The sequence below is a fragment of the Flavobacterium sp. J49 genome (genome assembly GCF_011742145.1).
In the GTDB taxonomy this organism is placed as follows: domain Bacteria; phylum Bacteroidota; class Bacteroidia; order Flavobacteriales; family Flavobacteriaceae; genus Flavobacterium.
This window is the reverse complement of record NZ_JAAQQU010000038.1, coordinates 1-23,347: the sequence shown is the minus strand read 5'-3', so window position 1 is coordinate 23,347 and position 23,347 is coordinate 1. Positions and strand designations below refer to the sequence as shown.

Annotated in this window: 24 protein-coding genes; 8 read left to right on the top strand and 16 right to left on the bottom strand. The window is 37.7% G+C overall.

The window, feature by feature from the left end; genetic code table 11:
* Nucleotide 1: 1 nt before the first annotated feature.
* From HA632_RS00270 to HA632_RS00260, 3 genes are read right to left on the bottom strand one after another with little or no spacing between them, the layout of a single operon-like run.
* Nucleotides 2-682: an NTP transferase domain-containing protein gene (locus HA632_RS00270; protein ID WP_176305241.1), complete on the bottom strand. Its 681-nt coding sequence runs from the start codon at nt 680-682 to the stop codon at nt 2-4.
* Nucleotides 683-718: 36 nt separating this feature from the next.
* Entirely contained in the window at nt 719-1,699 is a 981-nt protein-coding gene (locus HA632_RS00265) for a Stealth CR1 domain-containing protein (protein ID WP_176305240.1), read from the bottom strand.
* A gap of 19 nt (nt 1,700-1,718) precedes the next feature.
* Nucleotides 1,719-2,534 carry a 2,3,4,5-tetrahydropyridine-2,6-dicarboxylate N-succinyltransferase gene (locus tag HA632_RS00260; protein ID WP_176305239.1) on the bottom strand — a complete coding sequence of 272 codons (816 nt, stop codon included), beginning with the start codon at nt 2,532-2,534 and terminating at the stop codon, nt 1,719-1,721.
* 158 nt (nt 2,535-2,692) lie between these two features.
* Here HA632_RS00260 and HA632_RS00255 point away from each other — a divergent pair, with 158 nt between their 5' ends.
* The 6 genes from HA632_RS00255 to HA632_RS00230 all read left to right on the top strand — a co-directional run bounded on the left by HA632_RS00255 (nt 2,693) and on the right by HA632_RS00230 (nt 7,729).
* Nucleotides 2,693-3,604: a copper resistance protein NlpE N-terminal domain-containing protein gene (locus HA632_RS00255; protein WP_176305238.1), complete on the top strand. Its 912-nt coding sequence runs from the start codon at nt 2,693-2,695 to the stop codon at nt 3,602-3,604.
* Between the two features lie 7 nt (nt 3,605-3,611).
* Nucleotides 3,612-4,028, top strand: a complete 417-nt coding sequence (gene ruvX / locus HA632_RS00250; protein ID WP_176305237.1) for a Holliday junction resolvase RuvX — start codon at nt 3,612-3,614, stop codon at nt 4,026-4,028.
* Nucleotides 4,029-4,114: 86 nt separating this feature from the next.
* A complete protein-coding gene (gene def, locus HA632_RS00245) occupies nt 4,115-4,702 on the top strand; it encodes a peptide deformylase (protein WP_176305236.1) in 588 nt (195 codons plus the stop codon).
* A 57-nt stretch (nt 4,703-4,759) separates the two neighbouring features.
* Complete coding sequence (locus tag HA632_RS00240; protein WP_176305235.1) at nt 4,760-5,242, top strand: DUF5606 domain-containing protein; 483 nt, start codon at nt 4,760-4,762, stop codon at nt 5,240-5,242.
* A gap of 127 nt (nt 5,243-5,369) precedes the next feature.
* The gene (mazG, locus tag HA632_RS00235; protein ID WP_176305234.1) at nt 5,370-6,143 is read left to right on the top strand and encodes a nucleoside triphosphate pyrophosphohydrolase; all 774 of its coding nucleotides are present in this window, start codon (nt 5,370-5,372) and stop codon (nt 6,141-6,143) included.
* Nucleotides 6,144-6,283: 140 nt separating this feature from the next.
* Complete coding sequence (locus HA632_RS00230; protein ID WP_176305233.1) at nt 6,284-7,729, top strand: APC family permease; 1,446 nt, start codon at nt 6,284-6,286, stop codon at nt 7,727-7,729.
* A gap of 47 nt (nt 7,730-7,776) precedes the next feature.
* On the opposite strand, the gene HA632_RS00225 is transcribed toward HA632_RS00230, so the two are convergent.
* From HA632_RS00225 to rluF, 6 genes are read right to left on the bottom strand one after another with little or no spacing between them, the layout of a single operon-like run.
* A complete protein-coding gene (locus HA632_RS00225) occupies nt 7,777-8,982 on the bottom strand; it encodes a peptidylprolyl isomerase (RefSeq protein WP_176305232.1) in 1,206 nt (401 codons plus the stop codon).
* A gap of 23 nt (nt 8,983-9,005) precedes the next feature.
* Nucleotides 9,006-10,052: a peptidylprolyl isomerase gene (locus HA632_RS00220; protein ID WP_176305231.1), complete on the bottom strand. Its 1,047-nt coding sequence runs from the start codon at nt 10,050-10,052 to the stop codon at nt 9,006-9,008.
* A gap of 10 nt (nt 10,053-10,062) precedes the next feature.
* On the bottom strand, nt 10,063-10,629 hold the full coding sequence (gene gldI, locus HA632_RS00215) for a gliding motility-associated peptidyl-prolyl isomerase GldI (protein ID WP_176305230.1): 567 nt from the start codon (nt 10,627-10,629) through the stop codon (nt 10,063-10,065).
* Between the two features lie 3 nt (nt 10,630-10,632).
* The gene (locus HA632_RS00210; RefSeq protein ID WP_176305229.1) at nt 10,633-11,637 is read right to left on the bottom strand and encodes a bifunctional oligoribonuclease/PAP phosphatase NrnA; all 1,005 of its coding nucleotides are present in this window, start codon (nt 11,635-11,637) and stop codon (nt 10,633-10,635) included.
* A gap of 36 nt (nt 11,638-11,673) precedes the next feature.
* Nucleotides 11,674-12,045, bottom strand: coding sequence for a fluoride efflux transporter CrcB (gene crcB / locus HA632_RS00205; RefSeq protein ID WP_176305228.1), 372 nt, complete (start codon nt 12,043-12,045; stop codon nt 11,674-11,676).
* A gap of 2 nt (nt 12,046-12,047) precedes the next feature.
* Nucleotides 12,048-12,869 (bottom strand): 23S rRNA pseudouridine(2604) synthase RluF, encoded by an 822-nt coding sequence (gene rluF / locus HA632_RS00200; RefSeq protein WP_176305227.1) that lies wholly within the window; start codon nt 12,867-12,869, stop codon nt 12,048-12,050.
* A 115-nt stretch (nt 12,870-12,984) separates the two neighbouring features.
* On the opposite strand from rluF, the gene HA632_RS00195 reads away from it, so the two are divergent.
* Nucleotides 12,985-13,857, top strand: a complete 873-nt coding sequence (locus HA632_RS00195; RefSeq protein ID WP_176305226.1) for a cyanophycinase — start codon at nt 12,985-12,987, stop codon at nt 13,855-13,857.
* A gap of 85 nt (nt 13,858-13,942) precedes the next feature.
* Nucleotides 13,943-14,788 carry an isoaspartyl peptidase/L-asparaginase gene (locus tag HA632_RS00190; protein WP_176305225.1) on the top strand — a complete coding sequence of 282 codons (846 nt, stop codon included), beginning with the start codon at nt 13,943-13,945 and terminating at the stop codon, nt 14,786-14,788.
* 67 nt (nt 14,789-14,855) lie between these two features.
* Here the strand turns inward: HA632_RS00190 and HA632_RS00185 are convergent, their stop codons facing one another.
* The 7 genes from HA632_RS00185 to thrS all read right to left on the bottom strand — a co-directional run bounded on the left by HA632_RS00185 (nt 14,856) and on the right by thrS (nt 22,885).
* The gene (locus tag HA632_RS00185) at nt 14,856-17,465 is read right to left on the bottom strand and encodes a zinc-dependent metalloprotease (RefSeq protein ID WP_217902798.1); all 2,610 of its coding nucleotides are present in this window, start codon (nt 17,463-17,465) and stop codon (nt 14,856-14,858) included.
* Between the two features lie 128 nt (nt 17,466-17,593).
* On the bottom strand, nt 17,594-18,001 hold the full coding sequence (locus HA632_RS00180; RefSeq protein WP_176305224.1) for a response regulator: 408 nt from the start codon (nt 17,999-18,001) through the stop codon (nt 17,594-17,596).
* 1 nt (nt 18,002) lies between these two features.
* Nucleotides 18,003-19,292 carry a PAS domain-containing sensor histidine kinase gene (locus HA632_RS00175; RefSeq protein WP_176305223.1) on the bottom strand — a complete coding sequence of 430 codons (1,290 nt, stop codon included), beginning with the start codon at nt 19,290-19,292 and terminating at the stop codon, nt 18,003-18,005.
* Between the two features lie 247 nt (nt 19,293-19,539).
* Nucleotides 19,540-19,884 carry a 50S ribosomal protein L20 gene (gene rplT / locus HA632_RS00170; protein WP_171222849.1) on the bottom strand — a complete coding sequence of 115 codons (345 nt, stop codon included), beginning with the start codon at nt 19,882-19,884 and terminating at the stop codon, nt 19,540-19,542.
* A 174-nt stretch (nt 19,885-20,058) separates the two neighbouring features.
* Nucleotides 20,059-20,256: a 50S ribosomal protein L35 gene (gene rpmI, locus HA632_RS00165; protein WP_011921545.1), complete on the bottom strand. Its 198-nt coding sequence runs from the start codon at nt 20,254-20,256 to the stop codon at nt 20,059-20,061.
* A gap of 105 nt (nt 20,257-20,361) precedes the next feature.
* Entirely contained in the window at nt 20,362-20,916 is a 555-nt protein-coding gene (gene infC, locus HA632_RS00160; protein WP_176305362.1) for a translation initiation factor IF-3, read from the bottom strand.
* A gap of 22 nt (nt 20,917-20,938) precedes the next feature.
* Entirely contained in the window at nt 20,939-22,885 is a 1,947-nt protein-coding gene (gene thrS / locus HA632_RS00155) for a threonine--tRNA ligase (protein ID WP_176305222.1), read from the bottom strand.
* Nucleotides 22,886-23,347: the final 462 nt, after the last annotated feature.

The window sequence follows — 23,347 nt, the reverse complement described above, 5'->3', positions numbered from 1 at the left end:
TTTAGAGCATTTTGTTTACATTCTCCAAATCTTCCACAAAGTCAATTTCCATACAATTGTAGGCAGAAATATCAACAGCTGTGATTTTTATTCCGTCTTTTTCGATAGCCAATTCCAAACCTCTTTCAAAGTAATCGTTGTCATCGCACTCTTCCAATCGGTTGATGAAGTGTTGGATGTCTTTGGAGGCAATAAAATTGATGCCTACCGCTTCTCCGAGTCCATTTTTAACGGTTTTTGACAGTTCGTGTATGTAACCATCTTTTAAAGTATATTTCACTTCTTCTTCAGCTACTTTGCTGGTATTTACCGCTACAAAAGAAGTTTTTGATTTTATATAGGGTTGAAGTATGTCTAAAATTTGTCGGTCAAAAACCACATCACCATTAAACCACATCACCGATTTGTCGCGATTTTTGCGCAAGGCTTGCAGTAAACTTTTTGAGGTATTGGTACGGTCAAAAAACGGATTGTAGATGTATGTCAGTTCAGGAAAACGTTCCATGATTAAATCCTTTTTGAAACCAACAACCACATTGATATCATCAATATTAAACTTGGAAGCGATGTTCTCGGTTTGGTATTCCATGATGCTTTTACCATTTTTTAATGGTGTTAACGGCTTTGGAAACGGATTTCCTAATCTTGACCCAATTCCGGCGGCTAGAATGATTATTTTCATCTTTTTACTTTGTCTTTGGTTGATGCTGTTTTTTAATTAGCTATTTAATTTTTTATGAATCCAGTTTAAAACATAGGTCTGCATGCTCTTGCTTCCTAATTCCAGACTTTGCAGGCAAACAAACAATTTTTGCTTGTTCCAATCAAACCAAAATAATTTGAATAAAGTTGGAATGGTTTTATAAGTTCTGAAATACGTCAATTGAAAATCGGTTTTCAAAACATAGGTTTTATTCTTAATTTCCAAATGGTTTGAAAGCGATGAAATGATAAACTGATTGTTGTGTCTGAATTTGTGTTTGATATTATTAAGCAGCAATTCGGGATTTTGGGCGAAAAAATGGTCCAAAGTCGATTTCCTCACCGAAACGGGAGTGTGGTCTCTTCTTACATACTTCTTTTTAAATCCGGCAATTTGGGCACTTTTTTGTTGTAAAGCTTTGTAACCTACATTGGTTTTTAAATTCTTATTAAAGTATTTGTTGTAGGTCTTACGAAACCAACTATTTCGGTAAAAATAATCCCAACGACCTCTGATTACCGGTAAGCCATTAATAAAAAAATCTTCCGGTTTGGTTGCTCTCATCAGCAAAGTGTCATCATTAAAGATGATAAACTGTTCGGCAAGTTCCGGAATTCGGTATAAGGCAGTTATGATGGAACACGAATTAAAGGTAGGTAAGCAATTTTCAAAGTCTTTGAAAATCACCGTGTGGTCTACTAATTTTAAATGGATGTTACTTTTTTCCGCCTTTTCTTTTAATGCTTCAAAGGATTTGGGTTGCTGACTATCGGTTACCAAAAAAATTGTCCCGATAAAAGGCGCAAATTTTATAATGGATTCAATAGTCAAATCAATCTCATCGATTGAATTATATCGCTTGCTACTGATTTTGTTCTCCCAATCAATTTTCTTTTCTAAATGAGCGTTGATTTTATCTCTCCATACCGAATCACTGCCATCTACCCAAGTGATTACAGCATCAATAGCATTAGTATTTTTTATTTCAACACTCATTTCGATTGTGATTTCTTAATTAAACCGCTACGTCGTATTCTCTCAACGCATTGTTAAGTGAGGTTTTCAAATCGGTTGAAGGTTTGCGAGTACCAATAATTAACGCACAAGGCACTTGATAATCGCCAGCCGCAAAAGACTTCGTATAACTTCCGGGAATCACAACAGAACGCGCCGGAACAAATCCTTTATATTCAATTGGTTCACTTCCGGTAACGTCGATGATTTTGGTAGAAGCAGTCAAACAAACATTGGCTCCAAGTACGGCTTCTTTTCCAACATGAACACCTTCCACCACAATACATCTTGAACCGATAAAAGCACCGTCTTCAATAATAACCGGAGCCGCTTGTAAAGGTTCTAAAACACCACCAATACCAACACCGCCGGAAAGGTGAACGTCTTTCCCGATTTGGGCACAACTACCAACAGTCGCCCAAGTATCTACCATCGTTCCTTCGTCTACATAAGCACCGATATTTACATAACTTGGCATCAAGATTACGCCTTTAGAAATGTAGGCACCGTAACGGGCTGTTGCCGGTGGTACAACGCGGATGCCTTTTTCGGCATAACCGGTTTTGAGCAACATTTTATCGTGGTATTCAAAAATTCCGGCTTCCCAAGTTTCCATTTTTTGAATAGGGAAATACATCACTACGGCTTTTTTTACCCATTCGTTTACTTGCCAACCATTGGCTGTTGGTTCAGCAACGCGCAGAGTTCCGGCGTCTAATAAAGCGATAACTTCTCTAATGGCTGTTGTAGTCGTTTCTTCTTGTAATAAAGCGCGGTTGTCCCAAGCTTTTTCAATCGTATTTTGTAGTGTTGTCATGTTTTTTGAATTTGGAACAAAGATAGTTTCATTTTTAGAAAGTAACAAAGCATTTATTCGTTGGGTTACAGTATCAAAAAAATGTTAAATTAACACTAGTAGTTAGTAGAATAAGTAAGTTTGTCTTGACCAATTTAACATTACAACTCTCTAAACATATGAAGGCAAAACTTTTACTTTTTACACTATTGCTGCTCTTTTTTATAAGCTGTCAGAAGCAAACTACCGATAGCAGTATTGCGACTAAAGATTCTATTGCAAAGGTTGATTCAATGAACAATATTGCGGCCCATAATGCTAAAAATTCACTGGATTACATTGGAACCTATAAAGGGATTTTGCCATGTGCCGATTGTGAAGGATTGGAAACCGTGATTTGTATCAATGAAAATAACACCTACAATATCAAAACCCAATACCAAGGCAAAGGTGAAAAAGTATTCGAACAAAAAGGGACTTTTTCTTGGAACAAAGAAGGAAATACGATTGTTTTAGCCGATGTAAAGAATGGTCCTAATCAATATTTTGTGGGTGAAAATACCTTGACCCAATTGGACTTGTCGGGAAAAAAAATCACCGGCGATTTAGCCACGGCTTATATTTTGGCCAAACAACCTGCGGAGAATTCTGAAATTGAAACCACTTCTGAACCCAAAAAGACAGTGGATTTAAACAATAGAATTGAATCTCAAACGGTAATCAAAAAAGTCAATCCGGCCATTGGCAAAGCGACTTTGGCAGAAACCAAATGGAAGTTGATTACTTTAAACGGAAAAGTGGTGACCCAAAAAGGGAAGAAAGACTATTTTCTTAAACTAAATTCAGAAGACGGAAAGTTCAGCGCTTATGCCGGTTGTAATTCAATAATGGGAAGTTATGTGATGCCATCGGCTTTTGGTTTGTCATTTTCCAACATGGCCATGACTAAAATGGCTTGTCCCGAAATGGTTATAGAAAACCTTTTTTCAAAAGCATTAGAGGAAACAGACCGATACACTATCAAAGATAATATTCTGAAGCTCCACAAAGGGAAAATAGCAATTTTGGCTACCTTTGAACCCATTAAATAACAAAAGCATGCCAAGAATTCTCGCCATCGATTATGGAATGAAACGAACCGGAATAGCTGTCACCGACGAGTTGCAAATTATTGCTTCAGGCTTGACAACCATTCCTTCGGAAACAGCGATTACATTTCTTAAGGATTATTTTTCCAAAGAAAACGTGGCGAAAGTGTTGATTGGCGAACCCAAACAAATGAACGGTCAACCTTCTGAAAGCACACCGGTTATAGAAAAGTTTGTGGCTAATTTTGTTACTGCTTTTCCCGAAATGAAAATCGAAAGAGTGGACGAGCGTTTTACTTCCAAAATGGCTTTTCAAACGATGATTGACAGCGGCTTGTCAAAGAAGCAAAGACAAAACAAAGGTTTGGTAGACGAAATAGCCGCTACGATTTTGCTGCAAGATTATCTGACACGTAAAATGATTTAATTTTGTTACTTTTGCTCCGTTAAAATTAGAAACAAGAATTCAGGTTTTCAAAACCTCAATTCTCAATTCCAAAATCTAAAATTATAATGATTATTCCAATTTACGGATATGGTGAACCTGTTTTAAGACAAGTTGGTGCTGAAATTACACCCGATTATCCTAATTTAAAAGAGATTATCGCCAATATGTATGACACCATGTACAATGCTTATGGTGTGGGTTTGGCTGCGCCACAAGTGGGCATGGCGATTCGATTGTTTGTAATCGATACCGAACCGTTCAGCGATAGTGATGATTTGTCTAAAGAAGAACAAGCGCAGTTGAAAAACTTCAAAAGAACTTTTATCAATGCGAAAATGTTAAAAGAAGAAGGCGAAGAATGGGGTTTTAACGAAGGTTGTTTGAGCATTCCGGACGTGCGCGAAGATGTTTATCGCCATGAGCGAATCACGATTGAATATTGCGACGAAGATTTTAATAAAAAAACGGAAGTGTTTGACGGATTGATTGCCCGTGTAATCCAGCATGAGTACGATCACATTGAAGGTGTTTTGTTTACCGATAAAATTTCGACCTTAAAAAAGACACTCATCAAAAAGAAATTGCAAAACATCATGGACGGCAAAGCTTTCCCTGATTACCGAATGAAATTTGCCAATAAAAAAGGCAGATAATTAACATTTCTGAAATAAACATTTAAATATATTTGTGCCCTAAATTAAATTAAGACAATGAACGTAGAGAAAATATTAGCTATTGCCGGAAAACCGGGTTTATTCGAATTGAAATTGCAAACTCGTTCCGGGTTTTTAGCAGAATCACTTTTAGACGGAAAAAAAATCACCGTGGGAATGAGAAGTAATGTGAGTTTGCTTTCAGAAATTTCGATGTATACTTACAGCGAAGAAAAACCGTTGGCCGATATTATGAGAGCGATTGCGGTCAAAGAAAATGAAGGTCAGGCCATTTCTCACAAAGAAGACAATGCAAAGCTAATTGCTTACTTCAAAGAAATTCTTCCGGATTATGATGAAGACAGGGTTTATCCTTCAGACATCAAAAAAGTATTGAACTGGTATAATATTCTTCAGGCTAAAGGTTTGGTTTCTAAAGAAGAGCCAAAAGTAGAAAACGCTGAAGCCATCAAAGAAGAAGTGGTGGAAGAAGTAAAGGCCAAAAAAGCACCCAAAAAAGCGGCTAAGAAAGAAGAATAGTTAATTACTTCTTTATAAATACAAATCCTATTGTTGAATTTCAATGATAGGATTTTCTATTTTTACATTATAGGCAAAAAGTCTTAAACAACAACTTGAAACTTTAAACCTGAAACAAAAAACGAAAATGAACACACGCCAACAACAACTTGAAGCTTTCGGTCGATTACTTGATATTATGGACGATTTGCGTGAAAAATGTCCGTGGGACAAAAAGCAAACCCTCGAAAGTTTACGTCACCTAACCATTGAAGAAACTTATGAATTGGGCGACGCTATTCTCGATAATGACTTGCAGGAAATCAAAAAAGAGTTGGGCGACCTGTTATTGCACATTGTTTTTTATGCCAAAATCGGAAGCGAGACCAATGATTTTGATATAGCTGATGTAGCGAACAGCATTTGTGACAAATTAATTGACCGTCATCCGCATATTTATGGCGATATAGTCGTAGCCGATGAAGAAGAAGTAAAGCAAAACTGGGAAAAACTCAAACTCAAGGAAGGCAAAAAATCAGTACTCGAAGGCGTGCCGAAAAGTTTACCTGCGCTGGTTAAAGCCAGCCGAATTCAAGACAAAGTCAAAGGCGTTGGTTTTGATTGGGAAGAACCGCATCAAGTTTGGGACAAAGTGCAAGAAGAGTTAAATGAACTCCAAGTTGAGGTAAAATCCGGAAATCAAGATAAAATTGAAGCCGAATTCGGTGACGTTCTGTTTTCCATGATAAACTATGCCAGATTCCTAAAAGTCAATCCTGAAGACGCTTTGGAACGCACCAACAAAAAATTCATGAAGCGATTCATGTATCTCGAAAGCAAAGCCGGCGAGTTAGGGAAACCTCTAATGGATATGACTTTGGCAGAAATGGATGTTTTTTGGGAAGAGGCGAAGAAGTTATAGCTGGCCAATTGTACTTCCAACATCCCATTTCTAACATTCAGCACCGAATATTTCACGCCTGACCTTTACTTTTAACATCCATTATCTTTTTAACTATATTTGGAAAATTATCAACCAACCATTAACTATAAACCACAAAGATGACTGAAAAACACGAATTAAAACGTTCCTTAGGCTTGCTCAACGCCACCAGTATAGTTGCCGGATCCATGATAGGTTCCGGTATTTTTATTGTAACAGCTGCTATGGCACGTGATGTGGGTTCGGCCGCTTGGTTATTGGTAATTTGGCTGGTTACCGGATTATTGACCATGTCAGCCGCTTTGAGTTACGGAGAATTAGCAGGCATGATGCCTAATGCCGGCGGGCAATTTGTATACATCCAACGGGCTTATGGAAAACTAGCCTCGTTTCTTTATGGCTGGACAGTTTTTACCGTGATTCAAACGGGAACTATTGCAGCAGTTGCCGTGGCTTTTGCCAATTATACGGCGGTTTTCTTTCCGGTTTTAGAGACTAAACTTTTTACCATAGGCGAGAGTTATGCTTTTACCAATAAGCAAGTATTGGCCATGGCGAGTATATTGTTGTTGACTTATATCAATACCAAAGGCATTAAAACAGGAAAGACAATACAGTTGATGTTTACCTTGGCCAAACTGACGGCACTCTTTGCTTTGATAATTTTAGGTTTGTATGTTGGAATGAAAACCAATGTCTTATCCGATAATTTCACCAATATGTGGGAAGCGTCCAAAACGGTTTTGAATCCGGATGGCTCGATTACGATAACGCAATTGACCGGAATGGCTTTGTTGGGTGCGATGGGTGCAACGATTATCAACTCTTTATTTTCAAGTGATGCTTGGAACAATGTGACTTTTATAGCAGGCGAGATTAAAGAACCCAAAAAGAACATTCCCCGAAGTTTGTTTTTAGGAACCTTAATTGTGACCATTATTTACATCATGGCAAATATTGCCTATTTGGCTTTGTTGCCCATGAAAGGAACTCCCGATGCTACGACTGTTTTAGACAATGGAATTATGTTTGCGGCTCAAGATAGAGTAGGTGCAGCCGCAGCCAATATGATCCTCGGAAATATTGGTGTATTTGTCATGGCAGGATTGATTATGGTGTCTACTTTTGGCTGTAACAGCGGTTTGGTTTTGGCTGGCGGAAGGGTTTTTTATGCGATGTCAAAAGACGGTTTGTTCTTTAAAAAAGCGGGTGAGTTAAATGACAATGACGTTCCTGAAAGAGCGCTTTGGTTCCAATGTTTTTGGGCTTGTTTGCTTTGTATATCCGGAAAATACGGCGATTTGTTGACCTATGCTACATTTGCGTCATTGCTCTTTTACATTTTAACCATCTATGGTATATTCATCTTAAGAAAGAAAGAACCCAATGCTGAAAGACCTTATAAAGCTTTTGGTTATCCAATCATCCCAGCTTTATACATTATCTTGACGGCTGCTATTTGTGTGGCATTATTGATATACGATACCGTTAACACAGGATTAGGTTTGGTCATTGTGGCCTTAGGAATTCCGGTCTATTATTTGTTTATGAATAAAAAAGAATAAAAAAAGAGTCCCGATTGGGACTCTTTTTTTATGGAAGAAATAATTCTTTATTGTTTAGTTGCAGGAGCAGTTTCCAGCATTTCAACTTCAAAAATGATGTTGGAGTTGGGTGGAATCACATTACCGGCACCTCTTTCTCCGTAACCTAATTTAGCGGGAATAAATAAAATAGCTTTGTCTCCAAAGTTCATAAAACTCAATCCTTCAATGAATCCGGCTATTAAACCGTCTTTTTTACCATACTGGAAAGGAAACGGTTGGTAACCATTTTGTTTGGCTCTGTTTTCATCAAACTTACCGCATTCTTTATTAACGGCTTCGTAGCTGCTGTCAAATAGCGTTCCGTCTTCTAAATAACCGGCATAATGGATAAAAACATTGGTTCCGTCAGCAGGTTTTTTACCGGTTCCGGTTTGGATAATTTTGTATTTCAAACCTGAAGTGGTTTCAGTAGCAGTTGCTTTAGTTTCGGATAAATATTTGGCTTTTGCAGCAAAAACCGGTCCGTATTTCGCTTGGTGCTCGGCTTGTCTCTGGGCTTCAGCTTCAGCTTGTTTTCTTTTGTTTTCAGCAGCAATGGCGGCTTCTTTAGCTTCATCAGTGGCTTTGTTAGCCATGTAATCGGCAAAAATCTTTGGCGCATCAAATTTTTTGGCCTCAGCACCTTTTCGGGTGATGGTTATGCTTTTAATTAAATCATCTTGTTTGATAGCATTAACCACCTCTTGTCCTTTGATTACAAAACCAAAAACGGTGTGTTTGTTGTCTAGCCAAGGGGTTTCTTTGTGAGTAATAAAAAATTGTGAACCATTGGTTTTTGGCCCGGAGTTAGCCATTGAAAGTACACCCGGACGATTGTGTTTTAAATCGGATACAAACTCGTCTTTGAAAGCATAACCCGGTCCGCCCGAACCATTTCCGGCAGGATCTCCGCCTTGGATCATAAAATCGGCAATCACGCGGTGAAACTTCAATCCGTTAAAAAATGGTTTTCCTTTCAAGTTAGCATCAGTTACTGAAGCATTTGTTCCTTCGACTAAGGCCACAAAATTGGCTACGGTTACCGGTGTTTTTTTGTACTCTAATTGTAATAGAATTTTACCTTTATCCGTGTCGATTTCGGCAAAAATTCCTTCAGTAGCGTTTGAAGCAGCCGGTACAGCTTTGGCAGCGACCGGTTTTTTCTTGGTTTGTGCTATGCTGCTTGTCAATCCAATCACAAGCAAGCAAAGAATACTTAATTTTATTTTCATGATTTTAATTTATTTGTTGGTTTTTATTTATCTAAAAGTTCAATTTCGAAAATGATATTGGTGTTAGGTGGAATTACATTTCCGGCGCCTTGTTCTCCATATCCTAAATTCGAAGGGATAAAAAGAACTGCTTTTTCACCAATTTTCAATTTTCCAACGCCTTCCACAAATCCCGGAATTAATTGGTTTTGACCGCCAAAGGTATAAGCGATTTTAGTGTAACCGCCTTGCATAGCTCTTTGTTCATCAAACTTACCGAATTGTTTGGCTACTTCCGGTTCACTGGTATCAAAAAGCGTTCCGTCTTCTAAGAATCCTGAATATTTGATTTTTGAAGTAGTGCCTGGTTTCGGGCTGTCAGCCGAACAGGCTTGGGTGACTTTATACGCCAAACCGGAAGGCAATTTGTTAGCTGTTTTTTTAAGCTTTTTAAAATAAGCTGCTTTTTGCTCTTTGGAAGTTTTATTTTTTTTGAAATATTCAGAAAACACTTTTAAGGCATCAAATTTTTTGACATCTTCTCCTTTTCGGATAATGTTTACTTCAGTCATTTCGTCGTTTACCGCTATTGAATCCACTAATTTTATTCCTTCAACCACACGGCCGAAAACACTGTAACCGCCATCTAATTGTGGGGTTGGTTTTTGGGTGATGTAGAATTGACAACCGTTAGTATCCGGCCCCGAATTGGCCATGGCAAGTATACCGGCTTTGTCATGTTTCAAATCACTGATTTCATTTTTAAAAATATATCCCGGGTCACCGGAACCATTGCCGTATGGATCACCACCTTGAATTACGAATCCTTTTTCAACTCGGTGAAAAACGGTGCCGTTATAGAATGGTTTTCCTTTTAAATCCTCTATAACATAAGGATTGTTTCCTTCGGCTAATGTCACAAAGTTAGCCACTGTGATAGGCGCTTTTTTATAGTCGAGTTCAACAATAATATTTCCTTTTGAAGTGATAATTTCGGCGTATAAACCATCTTTTAAGTTTTTGTGTTCGTTCTTACAAGCGCTTACCATTACGGATAAAGCCAATAAAAAAAGACCTATAGTTCTGTTCATTTTAGAGAGATTAGTTTTCGGTTTTTAATTTAGTTTCGGGTTTAAAATCATTTAAAGTTACGGTACAAATCAAAGGTTCATTAGAGCCAATTCGCTTATTGTCGCCATGATAACCGTAGGCCATGTGTGATGGAAAAAGAAAAGTTACTTTCTCGTTTTTGCGCATCAATTTGATGCCATGGCGCAATCCTATCATGATGTTTTGTTTGTCGACAACGTAAGTTTGCGGACGCAACTCCACTTCCGAGTAGACTACATTGCCTTTTAAGTCCTTGATTTCGTAATCAAAATTAGCCACATCTCCTTTTTTAGGGCGAAGTGTATCGGTTTCGTTTTTGCTTTCATAATGGTACCAATAACCTTTTTTAGAAGCAATGTATTTGATCTGCGGATTGCTCTTGATGATGGAATCAATTTTAGCTTCTTCACCGGCAATCAGTTTTTTGTTGCGCTCAACAGATTCTTTCATAAAAGTACCCGAAGAACGTGATACGGGCATACGAGCTTGTTGTTGTTTACAACTTATCATTGTAACAAAAACGATTAGCAAAGCAGCAATTTTGGTGGTATTTTTCATGTGCTAAATTTTTATTTTTGAAATTAAATTTTCAAATTTTTTGAGGGTTTCTTTCATACTTTCATAAGACTTTCCTCCGGCCGCATTGATGTGTCCGCCTCCATTGAAATGGTCTCTCGCAAATTGATTGACATCAAAATTGCCCTGTGAACGGAACGAGATTTTGATGATATTCTCATCTCTATGTTCGATAAAAATTGCCGCAAAATGTATGCCTTTAATGGTCAAGCCATAATTCACTATTCCTTCTGTATCACCTTTTTCATAGTGAAACTCGTCTAACTCCTTTTGACTAAGAGTGATATAAGAAGTTTTGTGTTCAGGGAAGACTTTCATGTTTTGTAAAGCCCTGCCCAAAAGTTGCAAACGATTATAAGAATTATTGTCAAAAATCTGGTTGTGAATATCACTGTTGTCAATACCTAAGTCGATTAAATCAGCTACAATTCTGTGTGTTGTACCAGTTGTGGAAGGAAAGCGAAACGAACCCGAATCAGTTGTAATTCCGGTATAGATACAAGTGGCTATGGTTTTATCGATTAAATTTTTATGTCCCAAAAACGTGATAAAATTATAAATCATCTCGCAAGTTGAACCAAAAATTGTATCAGAATAAGTATACGTAGCATAATTGTCCGGCTTTTGATGGTGGTCAATCATAATCATCGGAACGGTTACTTTATTCAACACTTGTTCCATTTCTCCGGTTCTATGCAGAGCATTGAAATCTAAAGTAAAAACTATTTCGGCTTCCTGAATAATTTGGGTACAATTGGGCTTGTCATTTTCATAAATCAAAACCTTTTCTGAACTTGGTAACCAAGCCAAGAAATTAGGAAAGTCATTTGGGGCAATTACAACGGCTTGATGATTCAATTTCAGAAGAAAATGATACAAGGCCAAGGTCGATCCCATAGCATCTCCATCAGGACTTCGGTGTGGAATAATCGCAATTTTTTTTGGCGTAGCCAATAATTGTTGGATGGCAAAAATGTCTTCTTTTTTCATAGAGGGCGAAGTTACATTTTTTTCAGGAAATGGGAATTATTTGGATACAAAAAGTCCGAACCAAACCGCAAAAAGGCCGAGTAAAATGCTCAAACCAATATAGCCAAAAGCCAAAAGGGAATGATGGTTTTGGAACAGATTATAATTTTCTATACCAAAGGTAGAGAAAGTCGTGTAGCCACCACAGAATCCGGTGATTAAAAACCACTTCAAATTGCTGTCGGTCAACTGGTTTTTTTCTAAAATACCGATAAACAATCCAATCAAAAAACAGCCCAGTATATTGGCCAAGAAAGTTGCTAAAGGAAAGTGATTTGACCAAAATTTAGCCACCAAAACCGAGGTCAGATAGCGCAAAACACTTCCAATGGCACCGCCTAAAGCTATGTATAAAATGGTCTTAAGCATCCTTATTTTGAATTAGGGTTTTTTCTGATTCGAATGGTTGAATTTTTTCTTCCCTCTTCCGGTTTCCGATTTCCGGCTTGTGTAGTTTTGGGTAAACTTGCTTCTTCGGTTTTGCTCGAAGGTTCGATGAGTTCGTTCAATTGTTTGATTTCGGTATCAGTCAGTTCTCGGTAGCGGCCAACATGAACATCTAAGGAAATGTTGATGATGCGCGTTCTTTTCAGTGCTGTTACTTCATAGCCCAAATATTCACACATTCTGCGGATTTGACGGTTCAAACCTTGGGTCAAAATGATTTTGAATATGTATTTGCTAATTTGTTCCACTTTGCATTTTCGGGTAACAGTGTCCAAAATCGGGATGCCATTGCCCATGCGTTCGATAAATCGGTCGGTGATTGGTCGATTCACCGTTACGATGTATTCTTTTTCGTGGTTGTTTCGTGCGCGCAGTATTTTATTGACAATATCACCGTCATTGGTCATAAAAATCAAGCCTTCACTGGCTTTGTCTAAACGGCCAATCGGGAAAATTCGCTTGGGATAATTGATGTAATCTACGATGTTGTCGCGTACATTTTGGTTGGTGGTACATTCAATGCCAACCGGTTTGTAGAAAGCCAAATAGATCGGTTTTTCGGTTTTTTCACGGATTAATTTGCCGTCAACCCTTATTTCGTCTTCTGCCGAAACTTTGGTGCCCAATTCGGGGACTTTTCCGTTGATGGTGATTCGGCCTTGTTCCAATAGTTTATCGGCTTCGCGACGCGAACAAAAACCACTTTCAGACAAGAATTTATTGATACGGGTTTGATTGACTTCCATACCGCAAATATAATACAATTTCAGAATACTGTTTCTTGATAAGTCCGTTGATAAATTGGCTTCAAAAATCGTAAAAAAGGTTGGTAAGTTTTAAGTTTTTCCTATTTTTACGGGCATGAATATACAAGGCAAACTTATAATAATTGGCGGTGCGGTTGACAAAGGAAGTTTTACTGAAACCGATTTAGACAAAAGCGCTTCCCAGAATTTGAATTTCTTTGAAGAAGGTATTTTAAAGCGCATCATCAAGGAATCTAAAAACAAAGAGCAATCTAGAATTGAAGTCATTACTACGGCTTCAAAAATCCCCAGAGAAATTGGTCCTGAATATGTAAAAGCCTTCAATTATTTAGGCGCCAATAACGTAGATGTATTGCATATTGAAAGAAGAGAGCAAGCTTCTGAAGCAGAGGTTTTGGAACGTTTGAAAGCAGCTGATGTGGTAATGTTTACCGGTGGTGACCAATTGCGTTTGACCTCAATCTTGGGCGGAACACCCTTTGACGATATCCTGATTAACAAATACAGAAACGAAGATTTTGTTTATGCAGGAACTTCTGCCGGTGCGGCAGCGGCTTCCAATAATATGATTTACCAAGGCAGCAGTCATGAAGCTTTGTTAAAAGGAGAAGTTAAAATCACTTCCGGTTTGGGATTGATTGACGATGTAATAATTGACACACACTTTGTACAAAGAGGTCGTATCGGGCGTTTGTTTCAAGCGGTAGTCGGTAACCCGAAAGTATTGGGAATTGGTCTCGGAGAAGACACCGGTCTTTTAATTACTAACGGTCGTCAAATGGAAGCCTTAGGTTCGGGATTGGTGATTTTGGTGGACGGAAGAGAAATCAAGGACACTAATTTAACCCAAGTCGAATTGGGACAACCCATTTCCATCAACCATTTGGTGACGCATGTAATGAGCAAAAGCGATACTTTCGATTTGGATACTTTTAAAATGACGATTAAGTCCTCACAATATGTTTAGAGTATTAGACTGCTTAGATTGTTAGATTTTTTAGAAAGTCAACTATCTAAGCCGTCTAAAATGTCTAACAATCTAATAATCTAACATGACTAAAATTATCATCCACGGTGGATTTTTCTCAGAATCTTCTACCAACCATGAAACCAAAGTAGCTAAACAACAAGCTTTGTTGCGGATTGCTAAGGAATCTTATGCCTATTTGCAAAGTCATTCAGCTTTGGAAACAGTTGTTTATGCGGTTTCACTTTTGGAAGATGATGAACTGTTTAATGCCGGAATTGGTTCCCAAATTCAGAGTGATGGCAAAATCAGAATGAGTGCTTCTTTGATGGATGGTTCAACGATGAAAATGAGTGGTGTGATTAACATTGAAGAAGTTAAAAATCCGGTGCAAGTTGCACAAGTTTTGTTGGATTTTGACGATAAAGTTTTGGGCGGAAGCGGGGCAACTAACTTCGCACGCCAACACGGATTTGAAAAATTCTCTACCGAGATTCCACAACGCAGGGCAGAGTATGAAGCCAAATTGGCTGCCGCCGGAAAGGGAACTGTGGGTTGTGTAGCTTTGGATGCTGAAGGGAAAATAGCAGTGGCTACTTCTACCGGAGGAAAAGGTTTTGAAATCCCGGGTAGAATTTCTGATTCGGCTACAGTGGCCGGAAATTATGCCAACGCTTTTTGTGGTGTGAGTTTAACCGGAGTAGGCGAAGACATTGTCAGCGGTGCTGTAGCGGCAAAGATTGTGACTCGTGTTACGGATGGCTTTACTTTGGGGCAAGCTTTTGAAAAAACTTTCGAGGAGTTAAAGCCGTTTGATGGATTTGCCGGTGCGATTGCTATTGATAACAAAGGAAATATATTCCACCAAGATTCGCATCCGAGTATGGTGTTTGCTAGTTTTGACGGTGTGAATGAAGAAGTTTTTAATTAATCTTTTTGAAGATAAAATAAAAAAATCCCAACCTTACAGTTGGGATTTTTTGTTTGTAGTGCTTAGTTTATTTTATAGCTAAAGCATTATCAATTAAGAAAGTGATGTAATTTCTGTGGGCTCGGGTGCTTTCGTCTAAAGAAGAAGCTGTGGCCAACATCAATTTGATTTTCTTCAATGTTTGACGCGCTGCTGCTCTTGAAATGTCATCGTGTCTGTTTCTTGGATTGTTTACATCGGCAATTTCAATCACTTCTTTTACAAAATAGGTTTGTAAATATTGACGGTGCATGTTTACCTTTCCAACCAAATCTGCTTTGAAAACGCCATTGGTTAAGTCAGTCATCACTTCAGCAACAGTATAAGTATTGCCATACAAACTAGTGTTGGAAATTCTTTGTAAAGTTGTTGGGTGAAGAATGTGACCCAAAGTAGCATCGGTTTGAATTGATTGATAAACACTGTTTAATTTAGGGTCTTCTGTTGAAGAGAAGAAACTAAATCCGCGTCTTTGCATTTGTAAATAAGGATACAGCGAAGCGTCGGCATCAAAAGCATTTGGTGCTAATACATATTTGTTCAAAACTTCAATCGCTCTTTTTTGTTGCGCTTTTGTAACCGGAGTGAATGGTTTTACAGTAGTGTTTTGTCCCACAAAACTTCTGTCAACATAAACACCACCAACATATCGACTTACCACGGCAGCCATATTTCTTCTTTGCCCGTTAAGCATGTTGAATCGGTTTCTTAACTCAGCGTAGCTTTCTCCGTTTTTACTGTATTTTGCTTTTAATTTAGTCATAACATTGTTAACTATTTTAAAGCGTTCTTCAGCGTTCCCAATGGCATCGCTACTCAAATCATTTACCATTACTCTAGGGTCGATGGCTTTTCCGGGTGATCTCATGTCGTCAGCATCATTTCCGAAAGCCAAATTTGGATCTGTACTTCTGCTAAGAATTTTTTGCAATTCGGCTTCTTCTGATTTTTCGTCGAATTCTTTGTAGCCAAATTCAATAGCCCACAAATCATAAGGACCCGGTTTTGTAGTGTAGAAATTTCCTTGTTTGGTTTTGTCCAAAGAAAGGTTGATGGCCGGATAATCCATTACAGAACCAATTAAACCGATTTTTTCGGTGATAGCGGTATTGTGTAAATCGGCCGGACTCAACATTTGGCTTGACTTCATATTGTGGTTTAATCCTAAGGTGTGACCCATTTCGTGTAAAACCAAATAGTATAAGAATTCTTTGTGTGCTCTGGAAATTGTTTTCGGATCTTCTGAATTTACTTCAGCAAATGTGGCACCCATTAAAAATTGACTTTTTAATTCATTAGCCAATGTACAAGCTGTACCGTCTTTGTGGAAATGAGTACTTAAATTATCACTAAAGCCTTCATTTTTAAACGAAAACAATTCATCCATGGTTGGAGTACTGCTTCCTGAATACCATTCGATAGTGATGTCAGAGCCTAAAATTTGTCCTGTTCTCGGATTGGCAAAGCTTGGTCCGATAGCGCCATAGCTTGGGTAAGCAGAGGAAACCCAACGAATCACATTGTAACGAACATCTCCTGCATCCCAATCGGCATCATCGGGTTGAATTTTCATCACCACTGCATTCTTGAAACCAGCTTTTTCAAAAGCTTCGTTCCATTTGTTTCCGGCTTCCATCACTGTTTGTCTGTATTCCAACGGTGTAGTATTTTCAATCCACCAAACGATTGGCTCAACCGGTTCGCTGATGGCAGCAGTCGGATCTTTTTTGGTCAAATACCAACGATTGATAATGTCTTTGTAAGGCGTTGCTTTTACACTGGTCAAATCGGTTATGGTTTGGCCGAAATACCCAATACGAGAATCATCTCTGCGGGGTTTGAAATTATTGACCGGCATTTCAAGGAAAGTATGTTGCATGCGAACGCGAACATAACGCGGATCAGTAATGTGTTCACCACCACCATTTAAAGGAGCCGGATTGTCGTAAGCCAAATCAACCGTAACATCAGTATTGTTTGGATAAGAGCGAATGCTGTGGTATTTTGATTTAGCAGCATTGAAATTTCCTAAATTAAAGACAGCTCCTGGGGGAATTCCCGGAGGCATAATTGGTTTTACCGGATCTAATTTTTCGCTTAAGAACAAACCGTCTGCAGCAATTAAATATCCGGTGCTGTCTTTGGCAACAATCTTTTCAGCTAAAAAGATGGCCTCGGCGATATCAGTTCCTTCAGTTTTACTCACCGGATTTTTTTTGTCATAATAGAAATTGGTGTTGACCAAACCAAATTCGATTTTGTCGTTGGCTTTTTTGATATTAAAAATATTAGTAGCCCTGTGCATACTTTGGTTCAGACCTAAAGTAGTTGGTCCGCTCATGGAGTAACTTTGGTAAATGAACTCTTTGTCTAATTGTTCTTTTTTGATGTAAAGCTGAATGTTACCGGTTACCGTATCTTGGTAAATGGTAAACAAACCTTCTGTCTTTTTGCTGCTTTTTACTTTATCAGCGATAGAAAGTTTTGCCGGTTTTTTTTCTTTGACAGAATCTTTTTTTACTTCAGTTTTTTCTTTTCTGTTCCTTTTTTTCTTTTCCGATTTATCTTGTGCGAAAGTCGTACCACAAGAGATTATACACATTAAAGTGAATAATAGTGAGAGTCGTAGTTTGTTCATTTTTTTATTTAAGATTGATGTTAATTTGTTGTTTTAAGCTTACCAAAATAGTATTAATTTGTGTGAAAATTTTAGATTTAGGTTTTTTTTAACTTGTGTTGCGGTTATAGTATTTGGTTTTAAAAGCGTCAGCTGTTAGAGATTTTTTTAATGATTTCTATAAATTTTTCTTTGGCCAATGGTTTTACAATGAAATCAGTGATGTCGCTATAATCTTTTGATTTCTGATAGTCAAAAGGAGATATAGAGGAAGTGATGACATAAAGATTAACTTTTTTACACAATTTGGGTTTTAATCGAATGTATTCATCCAAGAAGCCCCAACCGTCGAGATATGGCATGTTCAAATCCAGAAAAATTACTTTGGGTAAAAGAGATTCGTTTTCTGCCACTTCGGTCAAGAAATTCATTGCTTCTCTACCATTGGCGAAAATATTGATCTGCTCTGCCAATTCCGATTCCTCAATGATTTTTTTGATGATATAGGTGAAAATCTCGTCATCATCTACTAACATTATATTGTTGCGTGATATCATATTATTGGTTAATAAGTTCAACAAAAAAAGTACTTCCTACATCCGGAGTGCTTTCAGCCCATATATTACCGCCTAAGGCTACAACTTGCGATTTAGTTAGAAAAAGGCCAAATCCTTTTGCAGAAGGATGATTGTGAAAAACCTTTCGGATTTTAAATATATTGTCTTTGTTTTTGGTTAGGTCAATTCCCAGGCCATTATCGCTAACACTGATTGTTAGTTTGTCTTCAATTTTTTTAGAAGCTATTTTGATGATGGGTTTTCGTTCAGGAGAAGAATATTTCAGCGAATTGCTCACTAGATTATGCAATATACTTTTCATGTAGTTTATCGGATAAAAAGCAGTTGTGGCTGCTTCAAAATCCATTTCTATGGTAGCTTCTGTTTTGTTGATTTCTCCCTGTAATCCCTCGATGATGTTCATAGTGCAACTTTTTAAATCTATCAATTCTGAGGGAACTTCGGTATCTTGACTTATTTGAATTGACTCTACCAATTCATCAAAAGTTTCATTCAGGTTTTTGGTTGCTTTGTGTAATTTTTCCAATAGAATACTATTTTCATCATTTGCTGAATTTTCAGCTACCATTTCTGCCAACATAGAGATGTTAACCAATGGCGCTCTTAAGTTGTGCGATATAATGTTACAGAAATCTTCGAGTTGTTTTTTTTGTGTGGTTAATATGGAAATGTTTTTCTTTATCGTTTCATTGGCTTCCTTCAAATGATTTGTGCGTTCGTCTACTTTTTGTTCAAGTTGGTTGTTCATTTTTTGAATCTCGTGGGAACGTTTGACGATTTCGATTTTCATTTCTTCTAAACGATCAAGCAATTCCGAAGATTGTATGGCGTTTTGATTTTTTTCGTCTTCTAATTTTATGAAATCAGTAACATCTTCAGCTTTATGAATAATATATAAAACTGTTCCGTTTTCATCAAGTACAGGTTTATTTACAGGGCTCCAATACCTTACTTCAAAACTACCGTCCGGTTTACGAATATCATATTTTTGGACAGCCATAGTATGAGGAACTTTGTTTTTGATCACAAAGCGCAGTGAATTTCTAAGATTTGCAACCCCATCGGCAGTTCCGTCTTGTGGATTGTCGGGAAAAACATCAAATAATTTTTCACCTATAATTTTGTCATGCTGGGTCATGGTTGCCTGAGCATAAGATTTACTCACTTCAATTATGGTAAAATCGATGCTGATAATGAGGTATAACCCTTGTAAATTTTCAAATAATTTTTGATAATCAATTTTTTTTAAGTTGTCTATCTTTTCGTCCATAAAATTGCCCAATTAATTGAAATATTCCAAATTCGGTGTACTGATGGTATTCCTTATGTTCAAGGATTGAGGCTAATCAAAGTTAAGCAATTTGTAGTAAAACACGATTTTAAAATTGGAATTATCTATATATTTCTTACTAAGAACTTACCATGAAAGTTGGTTGCTATTTGATATAACAAAAAAATCCCAGTTATAACTGGGATTTTTATTTGTAAGTAAGTTAAATCGAGGTTGTACAAACGTTTTACTTCACTTTTTTCACGATAGCTTTAAAAGCTTCCGGGTGATTCATTGCTAAATCAGCTAATACTTTACGGTTCAATTCGATTCCGTTTTTCTTAACCAATCCGATGAATTGTGAATAACTCATTCCTTCCAATCTGGCTCCAGCGTTGATACGTTGAATCCATAACGAACGGAAGTTTCTTTTGTTTTGCTTTCTGTCGCGGTAAGCATAAAGCATCGCTTTTTCTACTGCGTTTTTGGCAACTGTCCAAACGTTTTTACGTCTACCAAAGAAACCTTTGGCTTGCTTCATTATCTTTTTTCTTCTTGCTCTTTTAGCAACTGAATTTACTGATCTTGGCATAATTTTTCTGTTTTTTTGTAGCAGGCGTCCCGAATTGAATCAAGGGAACTTTAAAGCCATACTCCAAGGTTATTTAAATAATTTTTTAACCTAAAGAATTTAAGAGTTGTTGGTTGTCGGTTGTTGGTTGTCGGTTTTAAATCCATCAACTATCAACTTTCAACAATCAACTATTTAGATAATTCTTAATTGTTGTTTGATACTTTTCTCATCTGTTTTGTGAACCAATGCAGAGTGAGTTAAAGCCAATTTACGCTTTTTAGATTTTTTAGTCAAAATGTGACTTTTAAAAGCGTGTTTTCTCTTGATTTTTCCAGAGCCAGTTACTTTGAATCGCTTCTTAGCACTGGATTTTGTTTTCATTTTAGGCATCTTTTCCTAGTTTATTTAATTTAACTTACTTACTTTACTATTAGTGAATAGCCAAAAGTCATTAGCCATTAGTTTTATAACTATTGACTCATGCCCATGGGCTAATTACTTTCCTTTCTTTTTCGGAGCAATGAACATAATCATTCTCTTTCCTTCTAATACCGGCATGGCTTCCACTTTGCCGAATTCTTCCAAATCCTGTGCTAAACGCAACAATAAGATTTGACCTTGTTCTTTATAAATAATAGAACGTCCTTTAAAGAATACAAAAGCCTTTAGTTTTGATCCTTCTTTTAAGAATTTTTCAGCATTCTTTCTTTTAAATTCATAGTCATGCTCATCTGTTTGAGGTCCGAAACGAATCTCTTTTACAGTTATCTGCGTTGACTTTGCTTTTAACTCTTTGTCACGCTTTTTTTGCTGATAAATGAATTTTCCATAATCCATTAATTTACAAACCGGAGGATCTGCGTTAGGAGAAATCTCAACCAAATCCACTTCAAATTGTTCAGCTAATCGAAGCGCTTCGGAAAGTTTAAAAACTCCCGGCTCAATATTTTCACCTACTAATCGAACTTCAGACACTCCACGAATCAACTCATTGATTCGGTGTGCCGCTTTTTTCTCTTCTCTAGGTTGGTAACCTCTGTTGTTTCTAATTGCTATGGCTCTATAATTTTAGTTAAACTTCAAATGTTTTTAATGTTTTGGCAATTTCTTCGTTTACAATTCTGGCAAATTCCTCAATGGTAACCGTAATATTGCCTTTTCCTTCTTGACCGTGACGACGAACTGAGATGGTTCCGTTTTTCTCTTCTTCCTCACCAACAATCAGCATAAACGGCATTTTTTGCACTTCAGCCTCTCGGATTTTCTTTCCAATCGTCTCGTTGCGGTTGTCAATTAGGGCGCGAATTTCGTGATTTTCTAGCAATTCTAAAACTTTTTTCGCATAATTTTCATATTTCTCACTCAAAGACAAGATAATAGCTTGCTCCGGCATCAACCAAAGCGGGAAATTTCCAGCCGTATGTTCCAGTAAAATAGCGATAAAGCGTTCCATTGATCCAAAAGGCGCTCGGTGAATCATTACCGGTCGGTGTAATTTGTCATCGGCTCCTTTGTAAGTCAATTCAAATCGCTCGGGCAAATTGTAATCTACCTGAATCGTTCCCAACTGCCATTGTCTGCCCAAAGCATCTTTTACCATGAAATCCAATTTCGGACCATAGAAGGCTGCTTCGCCACTTTCAATTACATAATTCAATCCTTTGTCGCTGGCAGCATTGATAATGGCTTGCTCTGCTTTTTCCCAATTTTCAACACTTCCGATGTATTTGTCCGGATTGTCTAAATCGCGAACCGAAACTTGAGCAGTAAAGTTTTCAAAACCTAACGAACCAAATACATACAATACCAAGTCGATTACTTTTTTGAACTCTGAATCCAATTGATCCGGTGTACAGAAAATATGCGCGTCGTCTTGAGTAAACCCACGAACGCGAGTCAAACCGTGCAATTCGCCTGATTGCTCATAGCGGTAAACGGTTCCGAATTCGGCATAACGCTTCGGCAAATCTTTGTACGACCAAGGTTTGTTGTTGTAAATCTCGCAGTGGTGCGGACAGTTCATTGGTTTTAACAAGAACTCTTCGCCTTCTGCAGGTGTGTGTATAGGTTGGAAACTATCAGCGCCATATTTAGCATAGTGACCCGAAGTGACATACAATTCTTTTTGCCCGATATGTGGCGTTACTACTTGTTCGTAACCTGCTTTTTTCTGCGCTTTTTTCAAAAACTGTTCTAATCTGTCTCTCAAAGCGGCGCCTTTTGGCAACCACAATGGCAAACCTTGACCCACTTTTTGTGAGAACGCAAACAATTCTAATTCTTTCCCCAGTTTTCTGTGGTCTCTGCGTTTCGCTTCTTCCAACAGTTCCAAGTAATCCGTCAAGTCTTTTTGCTTAGGGAACGAAATGCCGTAAACGCGTGTCAACTGCTTGTTTTTCTCATCGCCACGCCAATAAGCACCGGCAACGCTCATGATTTTCATCGCTTTGATGATTCCGGTATTCGGAATGTGACCGCCGCGACACAAATCAAAGAAGTTGGCGTGATCACAAAACGTAATCGTTCCGTCTTCTAAATTCGAAATCAATTCGGTTTTGTACTCGTTGTTTTTATAAATTTCCAAAGCTTCTGCTTTAGAAACGGCTCTCATTTTAAATTCGTGTTTCTCTCTTGAAATTTCCAATACACGGTCTTCAATGGCTTTAAAGTCGGCATCGGTGATTTTCTTATCGCCAAAGTCTACATCGTAATAAAACCCATTGTCAATCGCAGGACCAAGCGTTAATTTGATGCCTGGGAATTTTTCTTCCAACACTTGCGCCATTACGTGCGAAGTCGAATGCCAAAAAGCTTTTTTACCGGCTGCGTCATTCCATGTATACAATATAAGAGAACCGTCGGTCGTTAATGGTGTTTCTGTTTCAATAGTGGTACCATTAAAGGAGGCCGAAATCACGTTTCGCGCTAATCCTTCACTGATGCTTCTCGCAACATCCATTGGAGTTGAATTCTGCCCAAACTCCTTAACCGAACCGTCAGGTAGTGTAATCTTTATCATTCCTAAAATTTTATGGACTGCAAATATAGGAGATTAACAAAACACATACAATATATATACTATAATATAGGAAAGATTTATTAGAAGCACATTCATAGTAGTTCTCAGAAAGCGTCGTCCCGCTATCCGCGCTACCTGCCTGCCTATCGTCAGCCAGGGTAGCCGGCTCCTATCGGGGCTAAATGAGTGCTTTTTGTGTTTTTAGGAAACCCTTAAGAACAAATTATCGACGAACTGCATTTGTAAAAAACGCAGAATCAATGGATTAAAAAAAAGATAAAAAAAGGGTAATTTTTATTTGGAATTGGAGGATTTTAGTTTTTATATTTGCACCCCGCAAGAGAGGGATTGTTCATTGATAAACTGTAAAACGAGGAATTTAAAATAAATTCAAAAATAATTTTAAAAAGCCTTGTTAGTTTAAAAAGAATAGTTACTTTTGCACCCGCTTTGAGACACAAG